The organism is Pseudomonas sp. GNP013, assembly GCF_054343995.1.
The window spans coordinates 2,829,283-2,849,333 of the sequence record NZ_JBTGUT010000001.1; the positions used below are offsets into that span (position 1 = coordinate 2,829,283).

Genomic DNA, 20,051 nt, shown 5'->3' on the forward strand with positions numbered 1-20,051 from the left:
CTGCAGCAGGTAGGCGATGCGTTCGGCCGGGTACGCCGGGTCGATGGGCACGTAGCCGGCGCCGGCCTTGAGAATACCGAGCAGGCCTACCAGCATCTGCGGGCCTCGACGGCAGCAGATCGCCACGCGGTCGTCCGGTTGCACGCCCAGTGTCAGCAGGTGATGGGCCAGTTGGTTGGCGCGTTGATTGAGTTGCTGATAGGTCAGTGATTCGCCGTCCTGCTGCACGGCAACCGCGTGGGGTTGGCGCTCGGCCTGGACTTCGAAGGCGCCATGCAGGGTCTGGCCGCGCGGGAAATCCCGGGCGGTGGCATTGAAGTCACGCAGCAGGGTGTCGCGCTCGGCCGGCGGCAGAATGTGCAACTGGTTGAGCGCGGTTCTCGGGCTGTTTTCCAGGGCGCCGACCAGTTGCTCCACGGCGTTGTGCATGTAGCCACACAGCCGCTGCGCGCCGATCTGCGGCACGGCCAGCACGCTCAGGCCAAAGCCTGCACCCAGGTCATCGACGCTCAACACCAGCGGGTAGTTGCTGCGTTCTTCGCCGCCGAGCAGTTGCACACCTTCCCAGATACCCTGGCCATCGCGGGCCATTTCGCCGGGGGTGCTGTGACGGTAATTGAGCAAGGCGCTGAACAGCGGCGTTGAGTTCGCCACGCCACTGCAACGCTGGGCCAGCGCCAGCGACGCGTGCTCATGGCCCAGCAACGCGCTCAAGCGCGTGTGGGTGGCCTTGACCGCCACCGCCGCACTGGCGGCCACATCGACGCGCAATGGCAGGGTGTTGATGAACATGCCCAGCGCGCGGTCGGCGCCGTCGCCGGCCTGCATGCGGCCCATCAATACAGTGCCGAACACCACGTCGTCGCGCCCGGATACCAGCCCCAGCACCTGCGCCCACGCCAGGTGCATCAGGCTGGCGGCACTCACGCCCAACTGCCGCGACTGCTCACGTACGCGCTGAGCCAGCGCGGTGTCGAGGGGCAACTCGGCCTCTTCGATAGCGCGCCCGTCGCCCTGCACGTCCTGCACGCCAAACGGCAGCGTCGGTTCATCAATGTCTGCGAGCATTTCGCGGAAGAACTGCTCATGCTCGGCGGTGCTCACCCCCAGGCGCGCCTGGGCCACGTAGTTGCGAAACGGCGCAGGCTCGGGCAACGCATCGGCCTGGTCGAACAGGAACGCACGCATTTCCTGGCTCACCACCTCCATGGCGGTGTGGTCCAGCGCCAGGTGATGGAACAGCAGGATCGCCGCCATGCGGTTATTGGCCGGATCCTCGGCGTAGACCATGCGCAACAGCGGCGCCTGGGTAATGTCCAGGCGGTAATGCCGCGCATCGAAACGGCCGTGCAACTGCTCGATGATGTCGCCATCCGCCGGGTCCAGGCCAATGGCTTGCACCACCAACTGCGCCTTGCGCCATACCACTTGCACCGGGCTGTCGAGACCTTCCCAGACCACCCCGGTGCGCAGGATATCGTGGCGCGCAACCACGTGTTGCAGCGCGCCCATGAAGCTGTGCAAACGCTCAAGACTGTCGAACGCCATGCGCGATTGCAGCAGGTACGGATCGCCCTGCTCGGCGCTGATGTGGTGGTAGAGGATGCCTTCCTGCAACGGCGCCAGCGGGTAGATATCCTGCACATTGGCCGCGCCACCGGGCACGGTCGCGACGATGCGCTCGATGGCCGCCGCGTCGAGCTGCACCAGGCTCAACATCGATGGGGTGATGTGCGTGCAGCCCGCCGCGATGCCATTGGCCGGCACCACAACCTCCCGCCCGCTGCCCACGGCGGCAGCCAGCGCGGCCAGGGTCGGCTGGCTGAACAGCACACGCACATCGGCGCTCAGGCCGACCTGGCGCATGCGCTCGATCAGGCTCACGGCCAGCAGCGAATGCCCGCCCAGCTCGAAGAAGTGGTCATGGCGACCGACTTGCTCCACCTGCAACACCTCGGCCCAGATGCGCGCCAGGGTGGTTTCGACGTCACCCTGGGGAGCTTCGTACACGTGGCTGAGCATGGCGGATTGATCCGGCTCGGGCAGCGCCTTACGGTCCAGCTTGCCGTTGGCGGTCAGCGGCATGACGTCGAGTTTCACGTAGGCCACCGGCACCAGCACCTCGGGCAACTGCTGTTGCAGTTGCGCGCGCAGGGTACCGATGGCAAGGGGGCGATGTTCGGTAAACCACGCCACCAGACGCCCTTCGCGCACCAGCACCACCGCTTCGCCGACGCCGTCCAGGGCCGCCAGGCGGCTTTCGATCTCGCCCAGTTCCACGCGCACACCGCGCACTTTGACCTGGTCGTCGTTGCGGCCCAGGTAGTCGAGATTGCCATCGGGCAGCCAGCGCACCAGGTCGCCGGTGCGGTACATGCGGCCTTCGTTGAACGGGTCTTGCAGGAAGCGTTCGGCGGTCATCTCCGGCCGGTTCAGGTAACCCCGCGCCACACCGCTGCCGCCCACATACAGCTCGCCCACCACGCCCAGCGGAACCGGGCGCAAGTGCGCGTCGAGCACGTACACGCAGGCATTCGCGACGGGCCGACCGATATGCAGCGGCTGCCCCACCTGCATGCGCCCGGAGGTGGCGACCACCGTCGCTTCGGTGGGACCGTAGTTGTTGATCACCGCAAAGCGCTGCGCCTGGCTGAACTGGCGCAGGCGATCACCGCCGATCAGCAGCGTGCGCAGGCTCGGGTGTTGCAGTTGCCGGCTGAACGCGTATTCGGCCACCGGCGTGGGCAGAAAGCTCACATCCAAAGGTTGCGCCAGCCACCAGTCCAGCAGTTCGTCGATGTTTTCATTGCCCACGTGAGCGGGTGGCAGGTGCAGGGTCGCGCCCACGCACAGCGCCGGCCAGACTTCCCAGGCCATCGCGTCAAAGCCGAAGCCGGCCAGGCTGCTGGTGTGCCCGGAAGCGTGCAGGTCGAACGCGTCGCAGTGCCAGTGCACGAGGTTTTCCACGCTGTGGTGTTCCACCATCACGCCCTTGGGCTGGCCGGTGGAGCCGGAGGTGTAGATGACGTAGGCCAGGTGCTCCGGGGTCAGGTTGGGCAGTTGTGGATTGCTGACGGGATGCTGCTGCCAGCGCGGGTCATGCAGGTCGACGCTGTTGACTTCGCCCAGCAGCGCACGGGTGCTGGCTTCGGCCAGCACCGCCACCGGCGCGCTGTCCTGCAGCAGGTAGGCGATGCGTTCGGCCGGGTACGCCGGGTCAACGGGCACGTAGCCGGCGCCCGCCTTGAGAATACCGAGCAGGCCCACCAGCATCTGCGGGCCTCGACGGCAGCAGATCGCCACGCGGTCGTCCGGTTGCACGCCCAGTGTCAGCAGGTGATGAGCCAGTTGGTTGGCGCGTTGATTGAGTTGCTGATAGGTCAGTGATTCGCCGTCCTGCTGCACGGCAACCGCCTGGGGTTGGCGCTCGGCCTGGACTTCGAAGGCGCCATGCAGGGTCTGGCCGCGCGGGAAATCCCGGGCGGTGGCATTGAACTCACGCAGCAGCGTGTCGCATTCGCCCGGCGGCAGAATCGACACCGCCTGCAACGCCGTGGTCGGCGCCTGTTGCAGCGCGATCAGCAGGTTGCGCAATGCGGTCAGCATGTAGTCGCCCACACGCTGCACGTTGACCTCGGCGACGCCCTGCACCGCCAGCGCGAAGCCCGTGCCCAGGTCATCGACACTCAGCACCAGCGGGTAGTTGCTGCGCTCTTGGGAACTGAGGATATCGATGCCAAAGCCCGCGAACGGACTGGCGCCCGGCGCCTCGTCCGGTGCGCTGTGGCGGTAGTTGAGCAAGGTGCTGAACAACGGCAGCGAAGCCGGCACGCCGCTGCAACGCTGGGCCAGGGACAGTGAAGCGTGCTCATGGCCAAGCAATTGCGCCAGGCGTGCGTGGGTGGCGCGCACGCCGGCCTGCACGCCAACGGTGCCGAGGCTGACCCGCAGCGGCAAGGTGTTGATGAACATGCCCAGCGCGCGGTCGGCGCCCTCGCCGCCCTGCATGCGCCCCAGCAACACGGTGCCGAACACCACGTCCTGTTGGCCGGACACCTGGCCCAATACCTGCGCCCAGGCCAGGTGTATCAGGCTGGCCGGGCTCACGCCCAGCTGTCGCGCCTGTTCGCGCAGGCCCAGGCTCAGTGCCGGCTCCAGCGGCAAATGAACCTCGTTGATGCCGCTGCCGTCGCCGTTCACATCCTGCAGACCGAAGGCCAACGTCGGCTCGTCGATATCGCCGAGCATCTCGCTGAAAAACGTTTCGTGCTGGGCCTGGCTGACCCCCAGGCGCGCCTGGGCCACGTAGTTGCGGTACTGCACCGCGTCGGGCAGCTGTGCGCTGCGACCGCACAGGCTGGCGCTCATTTCTTCCACCAGCACGTGCAGCGCGGTGTGGTCGAGCAGGATGTGGTGCAACAGCAGGATGCCGACGAAGCCACCCCGCTCCTCGGCGTAGGCCAGGCGCATCAGCGAAGCGCGGGACAGGTCGAGGCGATAGTGACGTGGGTCGAAGCGCTTTTGCAGTCGCGCCAGTCCATCGCCGCCCGGATGCTCAATGCGCTCCACCGTCAGCGGCGCCTGGCGCAGGACCACCTGCACCGGCTCATCCAGGCCTTCCCAGAGGATCGCGGTGCGCAGAATGTCATTGCGCTCGATCACGCTGTGCAGCGCGTCAACGAAGGCGTCCAGCGCTGCCTGGTGTTCGAAGCGCAACTGCACCTGCAACACGTAGGGATCGCCCTCGGTGGTTGCCAAGTGATGGTAGAGAATGCCGGCCTGCAACGGCGCCAGCGCATAGATGTCCTGCACATTGGCCACGGGCACGCTGTGCAGGATGTGGTCGATGGCCGCCTGGTCGAGGTCGATCAGCGGCAGCATGTCCGGGGTGATGCGCTCGCTGCCGGCGCTGATCAGGTTGGCCGGCACCTGCACTTCGTGCTGCCCGCCCACCGCCGCGGCCAATGCCGCCAATGTGGGTTGACCGAACAGCACGCGCACATCGGCGCTGAGGTCGACCTGGCGCATGCGCTCGATCAGCTTGACCGCCAGCAAAGAATGCCCGCCCAGCTCGAAGAAGTTGTCGTCGCGGCCCACCCGGTCGAGCTTGAGCAGCTCCTGCCAGATGCCCGCGAGGGTGCTTTCCACTGCGCCCTGAGGGGCCGCGTAGCCGCGCCGGGCCACGGCATCGGCGTCGGGTGCGGGCAAGGCCTTGCGGTCGAGCTTGCCGTTGGTGGTCAGCGGGAACTGGTCGAGCAGCACGAAGGCGGCCGGCACCATGTGTTCGGCCAGGCTCAGTTGCAGGTGGTCGCGCAGTGCAGCGATATCGGGCGTGCCGTCGGCAATCACGTAGGCCACCAGGCGTTTGTCGCCCGGCTCGTCTTCGCGCACGACAACCACCGCGTCACGCACGCCCGGCGCGGTGGCCAGGCGCGCGTGGATTTCGCCCAGTTCGATGCGGAAGCCGCGGATCTTCACCTGGTCATCGTTGCGCCCCAGGTACTCGACGTTGCCATCGGCCAGCAGGCGGCCGAGGTCGCCGGTGCGGTACATGCGCAGGCCGGTGGCCGGGTCGGCCAGGAAGCGTTCGGCGTTCAGTTCATCGCGGTTCAGGTAGCCGCGCGCAACGCCGGCGCCGCCCACGTACAGCTCGCCGACCACGCCCATGGGCAGTGGCTGGCGCTGGGCGTCCAGCACGTAGAGTTGCAGGTCGGGAATGCGCACGCCAATCGGACTGACGCCCACCAGACGCGCGTCCGCCGCCTCGAGGGCGCGGTAGGTCACGTGCACGGTGGTTTCGGTGATGCCATACATGTTCACCAACTGCGTGCCGGCGTTGATCGCGCGGGCATACCAGGGTTTGAGCATGCCTGGTTCCAGCGCTTCACCGCCGAAAATCACCTGGCGCAGGGAGTGCGCTTCGCTGCTGTGGCCCTGGGCCGCAATCAGTTGGCGAAACGCGCTCGGCGTCTGGTTGAGGATGCTCACGCCGGCTTCGCAGAGCAGCGCATAGCACGCATCCGGCGAACGGCTGACCAGTTGCGGCACAATCAGCAACTGGCCGCCGTGCATCAACGCGCCCCAGATTTCCCACACGGAAAAGTCGAACGCGAACGAGTGGAACAGCGCCCACACATCGGTGTGATTGAAACCGAACCAGTGCTCGGTGGCACTGAACAAGCGCGCGACTTGGCGATGCTCGATCATCACGCCCTTGGGCAGGCCGGTGGAACCCGAGGTGTAGATCACATAGGCGAGGTTGGCCGCGCTGAGCGGCACGCGCGGGTTGACGATGGACTCACCGCGCAGGTCGTTCAAGTCGATCTGTGCCAGGTCGCCCACCCGATGGCGGGTATTGGCCTGCACCAGCACGGCCAGCGGTGCGCTGTCGGCCAGGGTGTAGGCGATGCGTTCCTGCGGGTAGGCCGGGTCGATTGGCACATAGCCGGCGCCGGCCTTGAGAATGCCGAGCAGGCCGATGATCATTTCGGCGCCGCGCTCTACGCAGATCGCCACGCGGTCGTCTGCACGGATGCCCTGGGCAAGCAGCCGGTGGGCGACCTGGTTGGCGCGTTCGTTGAGCTGGCGGTAGGTCACGCGCTGCTGGTCGTAGCGCAATGCGATGGCGTCGGGATGGGCGGCGGCGTGGGCTTCGACCTGCTGGTGGATCAACGCAGTGTCGGCATAAGACGTGGGGCTGTGGTTAAGCGTGTGCAGCAGGTGCTGGCGTTCGGTGTCAGGCAGGATGTTCAGGCCGCAGAGCGGCATGTCCGGTCGCTCGTGCAGGGCGTCGGCCAGGCTGTGCAGGGCGACATGCAGGTAGTCGGCTACGCGCTGCGCGCCGATGGACGCGTCGACCATCACCGTCAGCGCAAAGTCTTCGCCCAGGTCGTCGACGTTGACCGTCAGCGGGTAGTTGGTGCGCTCTTCGGCGCCAAGCACCTGGATGCCTTCGGCGATGTCGATCACCTGGGCCATGTCCGTCGCCGCGCTGTGGCGGTAATTGAGCATCGCGCTGAACAACGGCGTGGGCGCCATCACGCCGCTGCAACGTTGGGCCAGGGCCAGGGACGCGTGCTCATGGTCGAGCAAGGCGGTCAGGCGCGCATGGGTCGCCTTGACCTCGGCGCGCACGCCCTGCCCGCCCACATCCACGCGCAACGGCAGGGTGTTGATGAACATGCCCAGCGCACGTTCACCGCCTTCACCGGCGCCCATGCGCCCCAGCATCACGGTGCCGAACACCACCGCATCGCGACCGGACACTACGCCCAGCACACGCGCAAAGGCCACGTGCATCAGGCTTGCCGCGCTCACCCCCAGTGGGCGTGCCAGGCTGCGCAGGCGGCGGCTGAGGTCGCTGTCGACGGGGATGCGCGCCTCGTCGATGCCCTGGCCGTCGCCCTGCACATCCTGCAGGCCGAACGGCAGCGTTGGCTCATCGATATCCGCCAGCATCGTGCGAAAGAACGCTTCATGGGCCTGCTCGCTGACGCCATGGCGCACATGGGCGATGTAGCTGCGAAACGCCACCGGCTCACTCGCCAGTGCCTGCTGGCCGGCCATGTACAACTGGACTTCATGACGCACCACGTCGAGGGCGGTGTGATCGAGAATGGTGTGGTGGAACAGCAGCATCGCCACCACACGCTGGTTGGCCGGGTCGTTGGCGAACACCAGGCGCAGCAGCGGCGCCTGACCCAGGTCCATGCGATAGCTGCGCGGGTCGTGGCGCGCGCCGAGTTGCGCGAAGACGTCACCACCGGTGAAGCGGGCTTCTTCGCAGGCCAGGGTTGCCTTGCGCCACACCACTTGCAGCGGCTCGTCGAGACGCTCCCACACCAGCGAGGTGCGCAGGATGTCGTGGCGGTCGATCACCCATTGCAGCGCCTGGGCGAAAGCGTCCAGGCGGGTGCGGCTGTCGAACACGAATTGCGCGTGCAGCACGTAGGGGTCGCCCTGCTGCGCCGAGAGGTGGTGGTAGAGCATGCCTTCCTGCAGTGGCGCCAGTGGATAGATGTCCTGCACGTTCGCTGCGCCGCCGGGGATGGCCGCGACGATGCGGTCGATGGCGTCCTGGTCGAGGCTGACCAGCGCCAGCATGTCCGGGGTAATGCGGTAGGCGGGACTGAGCCAGTCGCCACCATGCTCGGCCACCAGCTCGAGAAGCTGAGGTTTGTGGGCGATGAGTTGATCCCATAGCGCGTCATCCAGGGCCTCGTCGTCACCGAGGATGATCAGGTCGCCTTCTTCCAGTTGCAGACGGATCGCGTGGGTGGAAATCGCTGTCAATAATTCGCTGAACTGCATGGGGGTAACCTGCCTGATAAGTCACGGGGGAGAAGAAAGTCCGTTTTCAGCTGCCGTTTGAATCGGGCGTGCTGGGCGCCTTGAAATAGCGGGCGCAGCCGGGGACCTGAAGAGGCTTCCGGCAGGCTTGGAAAATTAAGGGATTTGGCAGGCGGGAGGTGACATGGGAAGCGGGGACAAGCGGAATGGGAAAAGGTTTCACTTGAGGCTTATTGTGGAGAGCGAGCTTGCCCTGATGCCAGTCAGTTAAGCGCAGATTCCCTGTGGCGAGCAGGCTTGTCCTGCGTTGGGCTGCGCAGCAGCCCCAAAATCAGGCGCTGAGCCGTATCAGGTACACCGCGTTTTGCTGGATTGGGGGCGCTTCGCACCCCAACGCGGGGCAAGCCCTAATGCCGTTCAGTTAAGCCAACGTGATGCTCGAAGCAACGAGCCGTGCGACTTTTCGGTGTACATATCGGTTTGTGCGGTAACGGCGACTTAGGGTTCCGCCCTGACGGCGGGTCACTTTTGGAAAAGAGCCCGGAATGCCGGCCCAGCCAAAAGTAACCAAAAGGGCTCTTGCCCCAACACTCGGCACCTCGCCCAGGCTCGGTGTGCCCGAACGCTGTACAAAATGTGGGAGGGGGCTTGCTCCCGATGGCGTCGGCCCAGCAAACATTGATGTTGAAGACCCACCGCTTTCGCGGGCAAGTCGAATCGTCGCACTGCCGCTCCCACAGGGGAGCTGCGCTTAACTGAACGGCATTAGGGCAAGCCCTGATGCCAGTCAGTTAAGCGAGCGCTATGCTCATAGCGACGCAGATCAAATGTGGGAGCGGGCTTGCCCGCGAAGGCGTTGGCCAAGCAAACATTGACGCTGGCTGACCCACAGCTTTCGCGGGCAAGCCCGCTCCCACATGTTGTACCTCGTTCGGCAGACCATTTCGGTCGGCTATCGGGCCGCCGCGCTTTTGCTTTTGATCTGGAAGCGCCCCGTCAAACACGCTGGCCGAGCGCAGGCTTGAATCCGTGGGTAACCCGGCAGGACGCCGGGTTAGCCGAACTGGGCCAGGGATGGCCCATTGCGGCGGCCCACGGATTCAAGCCTGCGTTCGGGCACACCGAGCATTAGCGAGGTGCCGAGTGTTGGGGCGAAGGCTTTTTGGTTACTTTTGTGCCTTTACAAAAGTGACCCGCTGTAAGAGCGGAACCTTAAGTCGCCGTTACCGCAGAAACGGATATGTACACCGAAAAATCGCCTTCGTGGGCAAGCCCGCTCCCACAGGGGGACCTGCGCTTAACTGACTGGCATTAGGGCAAGCCCCGCACCCACAGGACCCGCTCGCCACAGATTGAAACGGCTTACACAGGATGCTCTGCAGCGCTACCTGGCGTCGATATGCTGATAGTCCAGGTTCAATCCGTCTGCCAGCTGTTGCGCCCTTCCCAGCCGGATCGGACCGCGTTCGATATCCACCAGCAAGCCCGGACAGTCGAGTTGGGGCAGTTGATCGATGGCCTTGAGTCGGCCATCCGTGATGATCAACAGGCGTTGCTGCTCAGTGGGATGACGTTTGCGCCGCACCTGCAGCCACTGCGCGGCCTCGCTCAATGCCGCGAGCAAGGGCGTGCCGCCGCCGGCGCCCAGTTGCGCAAGCCAGTCGGCCAGGCCCTTGGCAGCTTTCAGGCCTTGTACCTGCCACTGCGGCGATGGCCCGCTGGCGGTCAGCAAGGCCATGCGCGCCCGTTGCCGGTAAGCGTCATCGAACAGCTGCGCGAGCAGGCCCTTGGCATCGGTCAGTGCGCTGTGCCGTCGGGTGGAGGCCGAGGCGTCGACGATGACCAGCCACAGCTCATGGGTCGCTCGATTGCGCTGCTGGAAGCGTAAATCCTCACGCGAATGCGGGCGACCGCCGAGCAGGGTGCCCGACCAGTTGATCGTGCCCTGCTCGGCGTCGCGCGCCTTGCCGTGCCTGCCGCTGGTGACTCTGCCCGCTCGGGGCCGTGCATCCGCCCCCGGGTCAGGTCGAGGGCGGATGCCTAGGGCTTTTTTGGCCAGGTGGGCACTTCGCGGCGCGCGCCGGTGGGCAGTGCCGGTGCGGGCAGGTCGCCCCACTGGCCCTGGCCCGGCGAGGTGTCCGACGGCTGCGCAGACTGGCCTTGACCGGGCGGGCTCGCCGGTGGGGATTGCTGCTGACGGCGATGACGCAAGGCAAACTCGGCCACGGCCTGGATGTCTTCCTCGGCGATGGCATCGGCGCCGCGCCAGGCTGCATGGGCACGGGCGCCGCGCAACCAGACCAGGTCGGCGCGCAGGCCGTCGACACCGGCGGCGAAACAGCGCTCGGTGATCTGCGCCAGCGCCTCATCATCCAGGGCAATACGCTCCAGCCGCTCACGCGCCTGGGTGCAACGCGCGCGCAAGGCGGCCTGGGGCTCGGCCCATTGCGCGCAGAAGGCAGCGGGGTCGCTGTCGAAATCCAGGCGGCGGCGGATGATCTGCCCACGCTCGGCCGGCAAGGTGTAGCCGCTCAACGCCACGTTGAACCCGAAGCGATCGAGCAGCTGCGGGCGCAACTCCCCCTCCTCCGGGTTCATGGTGCCGATCAGCACGAAGCGGGCCGCATGCCGGTGGGAGATGCCATCGCGCTCGATCAGGTTGGTGCCGCTGGCGGCAACGTCCAGCAGCAGGTCGACCAGGTGGTCGGGCAGCAGGTTGACTTCATCCACATACAGCACGCCGCCATCGGCCTTGGCCAACACGCCGGCGGAAAACTGCGCGCGGCCTTCGCCCAGCGCCGCGTCGAGGTCGAGGGTGCCGACCAGCCGTTCTTCGGTGGCGCCCAGGGGCAAGGTGACGAACTGCCCGCTGGCGAGCAGGTCCGCCAGGCCACGGGCCAGGGTGGACTTGGCCATACCGCGCGGACCTTCGATCAGCACACCGCCGATCTTCGGGTCGATGGCGGCCAGGCACAGCGCCAGTTTCAGGTCGTCGGCGCCGACGACGGCGGACAGCGGGAAATGTGGAATATCGGTCATGCCGGTTCTCTTTAAATTCTGCTACTTATTGTGGCGAGCGGGCTTGCCCCGCGCTGGGCTGCGCAGCAGCCCTAAAACCAAACGCCACGTTCTTTCAGGAAGACCAGGTTGAACTTATTGGGGCTGCTACGCACCCCAACGCGGGGCAAGCCCGAATGCCGTTCAGTTAAGCGCAGATTCCCTGTGGCGAGCAGGCTTGTCCTGCGTTGGGCTGCGCAGCAGCCCCAAAGCCAGGCGCTGAGCCGTATCAGGTACACCGCGTTTTGCTCGATGGGGGGCGCTTCGCACCCCAACGCGGGGCAAGCCCGCTCGCCACAGTGTTGGTACGCTCACTCATCAGCTGTCTTCTTCTATATCGAGCAACAGGTTTTCCAGCGCTTCACGGTAGGCGCCCGGCGCTTGCCACTGGCCGCGTTGCTGGGCTTCGAGCATGCGTTCGGTCATGTCACGCAACGCCGCCGGGTTGTGCTGCTGCACGAAGGCGCGGGTGTCCGGGTCGAGCAGGTAGGCGTCGGCGAGCAAGGCGTATTGGTGATCGTCGATCAGCTCGGTGGTGGCGTCGAAGGCGAACAGGTTGTCCACGGTGGCGGCCATCTCGAACGCGCCTTTGTAGCCATGGCGCTTCACGCCGTCGATCCACTTGGGGTTGGCCGCACGGGAGCGAATCACCCGGTTGAGTTCTTCCTTCAGCGTGCGGATTTTCGGCAGGTCCGGCTGGCTGTGGTCGCCATGGTAGCTGGCGGCCTTGTCGCCGCTGAGGGTTTCCACGGCGGCGAGCATGCCGCCCTGGAACTGGTAGTAGTCGTTGGAGTCAAGCAGGTCGTGCTCGCGATTGTCCTGGTTCTGCACTACCGCCTGCACCTGGCTCAGGCGCCGCGCGAAAGGCTCGCGGGCCTCGGTGCCTTCATCGGCACCGCCGTAGGCGTAGCCGCCCCAATTAAGGTAGACCTCGGCCAGGTCCTCGCGGCTCTGCCACAGGCGCCCGTCAATCGCGCCCTGCACACCGGCACCGTAGGCGCCCGGTTTGGCGCCGAAGATGCGCCAGCCCGCCTGTTTCGCCGCCGCGTCTTCGTCCAGGCCGGCCATGCGCAGAGCCTCGCGCTCACTGCGCACCTTGGCCGCCAGCGGGTTCATGTCGTCCGGCTCATCGAGCGCTGCCACCGCCTGCACCGCCGCATCGAACAGGCGGATCAGGTTGGCGAAGGCGTCGCGGAAGAACCCGGACACACGCAGCGTCACGTCCACGCGCGGGCGGTCGAGCAGGCTGATCGGCAGGATCTCGAAGTCGTCCACGCGCTGGCTGCCGGTGGCCCACACCGGGCGCACGCCCATCAGTGCCATGGCCTGGGCGATGTCATCGCCGCCGGTGCGCATGGTGGCGGTGCCCCACACCGACAGGCCGAGCTGGCGCAGGTGGTCGCCGTGGTCCTGCAAGTGCCGCTCGAGGATCAGGTTGGCCGACTGGAAACCGATGCGCCAGGCGGTGGTGGTCGGCAGGTTGCGTACGTCCACGCTGAAAAAGTTACGCCCGGTGGGCAGCACGTCGAGGCGCCCACGGCTTGGCGCGCCGCTGGGACCCGCCGGGACGAAGCGGCCACTCAAGGCATCCAGCAAACCGCGCATTTCCGCCGGGCCGCAGGCGTCCAGCCGCGGCGCGACGATGATGCGCAAATGCTCGATCACCGCTTTCACGTCCTCCCAGCCCGGCGCCTCAAGCTGCTCCAGCGGGCCTTCGAGCGCCTGCTCGATCAAGCGCGCCGCGTACAGTTCCAGACGTTCGCGGGTGTCACCGGCGGTGCGCCAACGCTGTGGATCGATGCGCTGCAATACGTCGGGGCGCGGGCCGCTCCACGGCTCGGCCAACGCGCAGTCCAGCGGGTCGAAGCCCAGCGCGAATGCCTTGGCCAACACGCGCAGCAGACTCGATTGCGCGCCGCGACCGTCGTCACGCGGAATGCGCAGCAACGCCAGCAACGTGTCGATGCGCAGGCGGCCTTGGGGCGACTCACCAAAGATATGCAGGCCGTCGCGGATCTGCGACTCCTTGAGATCGCACAGGTAGGTGTCAAGGCGCGGCAGCCACACGGACGCCTCGGCGTCGCTGTCCAGCGCCAGCTCCTGGTCGATCCGGGTTTCGCGCACCAGCGCGAGGATGTCCTTTTGCAGCGCCAGCGCGCGCCGCGGGTCGAGCAACTGCGCTTCGTAATATTCGTCCGCCAGCAGCTCGAGGTTGCGCAGCGGGCCGTAGGTTTCGGCGCGGGTCAGCGGCGGCATCAGGTGGTCGATGATCACCGCCTGAGTACGCCGCTTGGCCTGGGCGCCCTCACCCGGATCGTTGACGATGAACGGATAGATATTCGGCAACGGCCCGAGCAATGCGTCCGGCCAGCAGTTCTCCGACAGGCCCACGCCCTTGCCCGGCAGCCATTCGAGGTTGCCGTGCTTGCCAACGTGAATCACACCCTGAGCGCCGTAGGTGTGGCGCAGCCAGAAGTAGAACGCCAGGTAGCCATGGGGCGGCACCAGGTCGGGGTCGTGGTACACGGCGCTGGCGTCCACCTGATAACCCCGCGCCGGCTGGATGCCGACGAAGGTCAGGCCCAGGCGCAACCCGGCGATCATCAGGCGGCCATCGCGGCACATCGGATCATTCTGCGGCGCGCCCCAGCGCTCGAGCACCGCCTGTTGATTGGCGGCGGGCAGGCGCGCAAACATCGCCGCGTAGTCGTCCAGGCCCAGGCTCTGGTGGCAGGGCCGCAGGTCGAGGCTGTCGAGGTCGTTGGTGACGCCGCCGAGCAGCTCGTGGATCAGCGCCGTGCCGCTTTCCGGCAACGCGTCCGGCAGCGGATAACCTTCGGCCTGCAAGGCACGCAGGATATTCAGCGCGGCGGCCGGGGTGTCCAGGCCCACGCCGTTGCCGATGCGGCCGTCGCGGGTTGGGTAGTTGGCGAGGATCAGCGCGATGCGTTTGTCGCCGTTGGGCACCCGCGCCAGTTCGACCCAGCGTCGCGCCAGCTCGGCGACGAAGTCCATGCGCTCGGGCGCGGCGCGGTAGCACACCACGTCCGACTGGCTGCGCTCGCTGCGCCAGGCCAGGTCCTTGAAGCTGATGGGCCGGCTGATGATGCGCCCGTCCAGCTCCGGCAAGGCGATGTGCATCGCCAGATCGCGCGGGCCGAGACCTTGTGCGCTGGCTTCCCAGCCGGGCTGGTTGTCTTGCGCGCAGATCGCCTGGATCACCGGGATATTGCGGCGAAACGGGCGCAGATGCGGAGCTTCGGGGCTGGACTGGGCAAACCCGGTGGTGTTGAGGATCACCGCCGCCTGTACCTCGTCGAGCAGGTCCTCGACCACCGTGAGGCAGCCGGGCTCTTTGAGGCTGGCCACCGCCATCGGCAGCGGGTTGAGGCCCGCCGCCTGCAAGCGTTGACAGAACACGTCGATAAAACCGGTGTTGGCCGCCTGCAAATGCGAGCGGTAGAACAGTACCGCTGCGACCGGCAGATCAGCGCGCCACGCCGCCTGCCAGTCCTGCAGTGTGGCATTGGCGTTATGCGGGTGATAAATGGCAGTCCGCGGCAGGGTCTGCGGCTCGGCCCACGCATAGTCGCGGCCCAGATAGCCCGAGGCCAGACAGCGATAGAAATTCAGCGCATTGCCCAAACCGCCCTGGCGCAGGAAGTGCCACAGACGGTCGCGCTCCTGCGCCCCGACGGTGCTCAGGCTGCCCAGCTCCGGGTCCGGGCGGTCGCACCCCGGCACCAGAATCAGCTGCACGCCGCGCTCGGCCAATGCCACCAGACGCTCGACGCCATAGCGCCAATAGCCGATGCCGCCATGCAGCGAGATCAGGATCACCTTGGCGTGGCGCAGCACCTGGTCCACGTAGAGGTCGACCGAGGCATGGTTCTGCACCTGCATCGGGTTGGCCAGGCGCAGGCTGGGATAGTCGTCGGGCAACTGCCGGGCCGCTTCGGCCAGCAGCGCCAGGCTCGAGTCACCGCTGCACAGAATCACCAGTTCAGCGGGGGTCTGTCCAAGGTCGGCAATATTGTCGTCCGAGACGAAACCACCGGGCTGGGTCCTGAGCAGGTGCATGGCTTAAACGCTGAGCGCGGCGCGCAGTTGCGCTTCGAGGCCAGCGGCGTCCAGCTCCTGGCCGATCAGCACCAGGCGCGTGATGCGCGCTTCGTCGGCACCCCAGGCGCGGTCGAAGTGCTTGTCAAAGCGGGTGCCTACGCCCTGGATCAACAGGCGCATCGGTTTGTTGGGAATGGCGGCAAAACCCTTGATACGCAGGATGCCGTGCTGCACTACCAGTTGGGCGAGCGCATCGAGCAGCAGCGCTTCGTCGGCTTGCGGCAGGTCGATGGAGATGGAGTCGAAGGCGTCGTGATCGTGGTCGTCTTCACCTTCGTGGTGCGCATCGTGATGGCTGTGGCGCGCGTCGATGTGTTCTTCGGAGCCGGCGCCAAGGCCGATCAGTACGTCCAACGGCACACGGCCGCTGCTGGCTTCGATGACCTTGACCGCCGGCGGCAGCTCTTCGGCGACTTCCAGACGCACGCGGGCCAGGTCTTCGGGGCTGATCAGGTCGGCCTTGTTGAGGATCACCAGGTCGGCGCTGGCCAGTTGGTCGGCGAACAGTTCGTGCAGCGGCGATTCGTGGTCCAGGTTCGGGTCGAGCTTGCGCTGGGCGTCGACCTGGTCCGGGAAGGCGGCAAAGGTGCCGGCGGCCACGGCCGGGCTGTCGACCACGGTGATCACCGCATCCACGGTGCAGGCGCTGCGGATTTCCGGCCACTGGAAGGCCTGCACCAAGGGTTTTGGCAGGGCCAGGCCCGAGGTTTCAATAAGGATATGGTCAAGGTCGCCGCGACGGGCCACCAGTTCGCGCATCACCGGGAAGAACTCTTCCTGCACGGTGCAGCACAGGCAGCCGTTGGCCAGTTCATACACGCGGCCGTTGGCTTCTTCCTCGGTGCAACCGATGGAGCACTGCTTGAGGATTTCACCGTCGATGCCCAGCTCGCCGAACTCGTTGACGATCACCGCGATGCGGCGGCCCTGGGCGTTGTCCAGCATATGGCGCAACAGGGTGGTCTTGCCCGAGCCGAGGAAGCCGGTGACGATGGTGACGGGAAGTTTGGCCAGTGTTTTCATCGGATGCCCTTTGGGGCGGGCATACGGGACGATAGGCCCTGCGACGGCGCGCAGCAGCGGATTTCGTCACCGGATCACCCCGCCCGGTTGAATTGGAAAATCGGTTGCGAGGCAGGTCTCCTGGCTTGGGGCTTGCGGGTCATGCGACCGGCGCCGACTGCGCCTTCCCGCCGGATCGGCAGTGGCGTGGCAGTCAACAGAACCCTTCACAGTTGCGGGGGCAGCCGCGGCTTGAACCGCGTTCCCTTCTTAGCTTCGACCTGGGCCGAAGAACCTCGAAGGCGCAAGGCTACGCAGTGCATGGCAAGCGGTCAATGTCGGAAACCCGGGACCCGGACGCCGCTCTACACATAGCGGTGTTTGATGGGCACATTCATCACGATGTCGGCGAGCGCTATGCGCCCCTGGCCTTCAAGGTAGAAATCAATTTCGCCGTTGCCTGTCAGGTCAAGCACCAGCCACGACTCGTTATTTTGCGGATTGTAGCCCAGCCCCGCCTCCCCGGGTCGGCCGGAAAGCCGGTTGACGAAGGTGAGGTCGTGGAGGCCATGCTTGCGCAGCAATCCAGAAATATCGATTTTGTCCTGACCGGTGACGAAGTCCGTCAACACGTCAGGGCTGCGTAACGTCGAATCGGTGGCGGTGTCGTACACGAAGGTATCGCGGCCTGCGCCGCCGTACAGACGATCGACACCGCCACCGCCTTTGAGCCGGTTGTCGGCGGCGTTGCCGATCAACACATCATTGCCGGAACCGCCGATGGCGTTCTCCACGGTAACGTCCCTGGCGATGGAGACATTCCCCGTCTTCCCACCAACATTGGAGAAGGTTTCAGCGTTCAGGTTGATCACCTGGTTCTGGTAATAGCGAGAGAAATCCAGCGTATCGTTACCACCGCCGTCCCAGACGCAAAAGACGGCGCCGTCCCACGGGGACACCAGTGAAAGATCGTCTCGCCGGGTATTGGAATTGAAGCCGTAGGTGGTATCCGTGTTACGGGTCGTGTAATTGGCGCCGTAGACCTTTTGGGCCCAGGCAATGTCGGTCATCAACGGTGCCGAGGCGTACTCGCCCTTGTGATCATGACCTGTATCGCTCGCTTCGAAATAGCTCATGACCGAGTAGGCCCGGCTGTCCTCGGCGAAAATGGCATGCGTGCCGTACTTGATCGGGCCCTTTAACGCTTCATAGTTTCCGGGGTGGGCAGCGCCCAGCCAATGGCCGATTTCGTGGGTTAGCGTTTGGCGTCCAAAGCCATTTACGGTGGGCGCGTGATTGAACGAGTGGCTGGAGTTGAGGCGCACTCGCCCAGAATTGCCGGAACGCATGGCATCGGCGACACTTGGCCTCGCGCTATTGACGAAACGTAACAGGGCGTCGGGCGTAACGGCGTCTTCCTCGAACTCGATATTCGCTACATCTGCCCAGGACCGCATTGAAAGACGGGCCTGCGATTGCTGGGTTTGATTAAACCGAGTTTCCTCTGGTGCAACTTCACGAAACGTATAACCCACCCGCACTACTTTATCGTTATTACGGTCCTGCCATCGGCGCTGCCTTCGATCTATTTGGCTGGCGGCTTGACCGGTGGACCAGGACGGCTTGCTGGAGACCGCATGATAGTGCGGGTTGCGAGCATCCTGTGCCTTGTAGTGCGGGCCGGCGGCTTCAACGTGCGAATTCATAATATCTTGACTGACAATCGGAGGATTTAAACTGGCGCGCGATATAACAGACATAAAAAGGCCTTATCAACTTAATGGATAACATCAACTTCAGCGCGCCTACCTTCCGATATCCACTCACGGAAAAAAAGTGCATCAGACCCGCAAAATAATAGGAGATATTACTTGGTAAAAATGCCATTACGCCTTTTACGCCGCGATTCTTAATCAGAATCGGCTTCAATTGACGCCCCGGTCATGCTCGTGTTTTCCTGTACATCTTGTTTCGGGTGCCCTTCACAGGGTGAAACGGGAAACCGGTGAGTCATGGCCTGCAATGCCAGGGTATGACGAGTCCGGTGCTGCCCCCGCAACGGTAAGCGAGTGAAGCGTCAGATCCACTGTGCCAGCCGGCATGGGAAGGTGATGCTTTTTGACCCAGCGTCCCTCGCAAGCCCGGAGACCGGCCCGAAAAATCAGATAACAAACCCGCGGTGGGCGGGCGCTGTTCGAACCTCGCGTGCCCGGCTCGCGGGGTTTTCATGCGCTCGTTTCGCCCAGACACTTGATAGGGACGCGCCATGTCGATCATCAGCAGCACCTCACCCGCCGCCAGCCACACCGCCACCCTGAGCCAACGCCTCACTGCCGCCATCGGCGCGTCGGTTCTCGGCGCCTGCCTGGTGTATTTTGCCGGGTTCTCGCATATCGAGGCGGTGCACAACGCGGCCCACGATACCCGCCACAGCGCCGCGTTCCCGTGCCACTGAGGCCTGCCGACATGATCAAGCGTATTGCGCAAACCGCCGGCTTTACCGGCCTGCTGGCCGCCCTGCTGCTGACGCTGCTGCAAAGCTTCTGGGTCGCCCCGTTGATTCTGCAGGCCGAAACCTTCGAGAAGGCGCCGGCTGCAACCGAGGTGACGCATGAGCACACTGCCCATAGCCACGACGCCGAAGCCTGGGAGCCGGAGGATGGCTGGCAGCGCGTGCTGTCCACCACCGGCGGCAATTTGGTGGTGGCAGTGGGTTTCGCGCTGATGCTGGCGGGTCTCTATACCCTGCGCGCCCCAACCCGCACGGCCCAGGGTTTGCTATGGGGCCTGGCCGGTTACGCGACTTTTGTGCTGGCGCCCACCCTGGGCCTGCCGCCCGAATTGCCGGGCACTGCCGCCGCCGACCTGGCACTGCGCCAAACCTGGTGGATCGGCACCGCCGCCTCCACGGCCGCCGGTATTGCGCTGATTGTGTTTGGCCGCAACTGGCTGCTTAAGGTCCTCGGCGTGGCGATCCTCGCGGTGCCCCATGTGATCGGCGCGCCGCAGCCCGAAGTGCATGCAATGCTGGCCCCGGAGGCCCTCGAAGCGCAGTTCAAGATCGCGTCGCAATTGACCAACATCGCATTCTGGCTGGCCCTGGGCCTGATCAGCGCCTGGCTGTTCCGACGCAACCGCGACGGTCAATACTCGGCATGATTCTGGCGGTGGGCCTGGGTTGTCAGCGCGGTTGTGATGTTGACACCCTGCTGGCTCTGCTTGACGGCGCCCTTGCCGAGGCGGGAATCGAGCGCCAGCGTGTCACCGCGCTGGCCAGCATCGATCGCAAACAGGATGAGCCGGGGCTGATCGCCCTGGCCCAGCGGCTGCAATTGCCATTGCAGTGTTTCAGCGCTGCGCAACTGGCGGTTTATGAGGACCGCCTGAGCCACAAGTCAGCCGTCGCCTTTGCCCACACCGGTTGCCATGGTATTGCTGAAAGTGCCGCACTCGCACTGGCAGAACAGTTGTCGGGCGCCCCTGCCCGCCTGTTGATCCGCCGCAAAAACAACGCCAAGGCTACCTTTGCGTTGGCCTGCGCCGACTGAAACCTCGATAATCACCCTGATCGATCATGAGCA

General features: G+C 65.3%; 9 protein-coding genes and 2 riboswitches (1 of these 11 running past the window's edge). Of the genes, 3 read left to right on the top strand and 6 right to left on the bottom strand.

Annotation, left to right across the window (positions count from 1 at the left end):
- The 6 genes from ACXX81_RS12230 to ACXX81_RS12255 form a co-directional block, all read right to left on the bottom strand.
- On the bottom strand, positions 1-8,310 hold the 5' portion of the coding sequence (locus tag ACXX81_RS12230) for a non-ribosomal peptide synthetase (protein WP_458571753.1). 4,605 nt of this gene lie to the left of the window's left edge; 8,310 of the gene's 12,915 nt are visible here — the first part of the coding sequence; the start codon lies at positions 8,308-8,310; its stop codon lies off the left edge, out of view.
- Positions 8,311-9,673: 1,363 nt separating this feature from the next.
- Entirely contained in the window at positions 9,674-10,405 is a 732-nt protein-coding gene (locus ACXX81_RS12235; RefSeq protein WP_458571754.1) for a vWA domain-containing protein, read from the bottom strand.
- Positions 10,330-11,328 (bottom strand): magnesium chelatase ATPase subunit I, encoded by a 999-nt coding sequence (locus ACXX81_RS12240; RefSeq protein ID WP_322213360.1) that lies wholly within the window; start codon positions 11,326-11,328, stop codon positions 10,330-10,332. Before ACXX81_RS12240 ends, ACXX81_RS12235 begins: the two co-directional genes overlap by 76 nt.
- Before the next feature lie 336 nt (positions 11,329-11,664).
- Positions 11,665-15,426 (bottom strand): cobaltochelatase subunit CobN, encoded by a 3,762-nt coding sequence (gene cobN, locus ACXX81_RS12245; RefSeq protein ID WP_458571755.1) that lies wholly within the window; start codon positions 15,424-15,426, stop codon positions 11,665-11,667.
- Positions 15,427-15,429: 3 nt separating this feature from the next.
- Positions 15,430-16,491 (bottom strand): cobalamin biosynthesis protein CobW, encoded by a 1,062-nt coding sequence (gene cobW, locus ACXX81_RS12250; RefSeq protein WP_209981239.1) that lies wholly within the window; start codon positions 16,489-16,491, stop codon positions 15,430-15,432.
- A 93-nt stretch (positions 16,492-16,584) separates the two neighbouring features.
- A riboswitch (cobalamin riboswitch) is annotated at positions 16,585-16,784 on the bottom strand.
- Between the two features lie 51 nt (positions 16,785-16,835).
- Positions 16,836-18,176: a M10 family metallopeptidase C-terminal domain-containing protein gene (locus ACXX81_RS12255; protein ID WP_458571756.1), complete on the bottom strand. Its 1,341-nt coding sequence runs from the start codon at positions 18,174-18,176 to the stop codon at positions 16,836-16,838.
- A 250-nt stretch (positions 18,177-18,426) separates the two neighbouring features.
- Positions 18,427-18,641, top strand: a riboswitch (cobalamin riboswitch).
- A gap of 95 nt (positions 18,642-18,736) precedes the next feature.
- Between ACXX81_RS12255 and ACXX81_RS12260 the strand changes: the two genes are divergently transcribed.
- The 3 genes from ACXX81_RS12260 to ACXX81_RS12270 are packed head-to-tail and all read left to right on the top strand — an operon-like array spanning position 18,737 to position 20,018.
- Positions 18,737-18,925 carry a CbtB domain-containing protein gene (locus ACXX81_RS12260; RefSeq protein WP_209981235.1) on the top strand — a complete coding sequence of 63 codons (189 nt, stop codon included), beginning with the start codon at positions 18,737-18,739 and terminating at the stop codon, positions 18,923-18,925.
- 11 nt (positions 18,926-18,936) lie between these two features.
- Positions 18,937-19,629, top strand: a complete 693-nt coding sequence (locus tag ACXX81_RS12265; RefSeq protein ID WP_458571757.1) for a CbtA family protein — start codon at positions 18,937-18,939, stop codon at positions 19,627-19,629.
- Entirely contained in the window at positions 19,626-20,018 is a 393-nt protein-coding gene (locus tag ACXX81_RS12270) for a cobalamin biosynthesis protein (protein ID WP_231421807.1), read from the top strand. The genes ACXX81_RS12265 and ACXX81_RS12270 overlap by 4 nt, the downstream gene beginning before the upstream one ends.
- Positions 20,019-20,051: the final 33 nt, after the last annotated feature.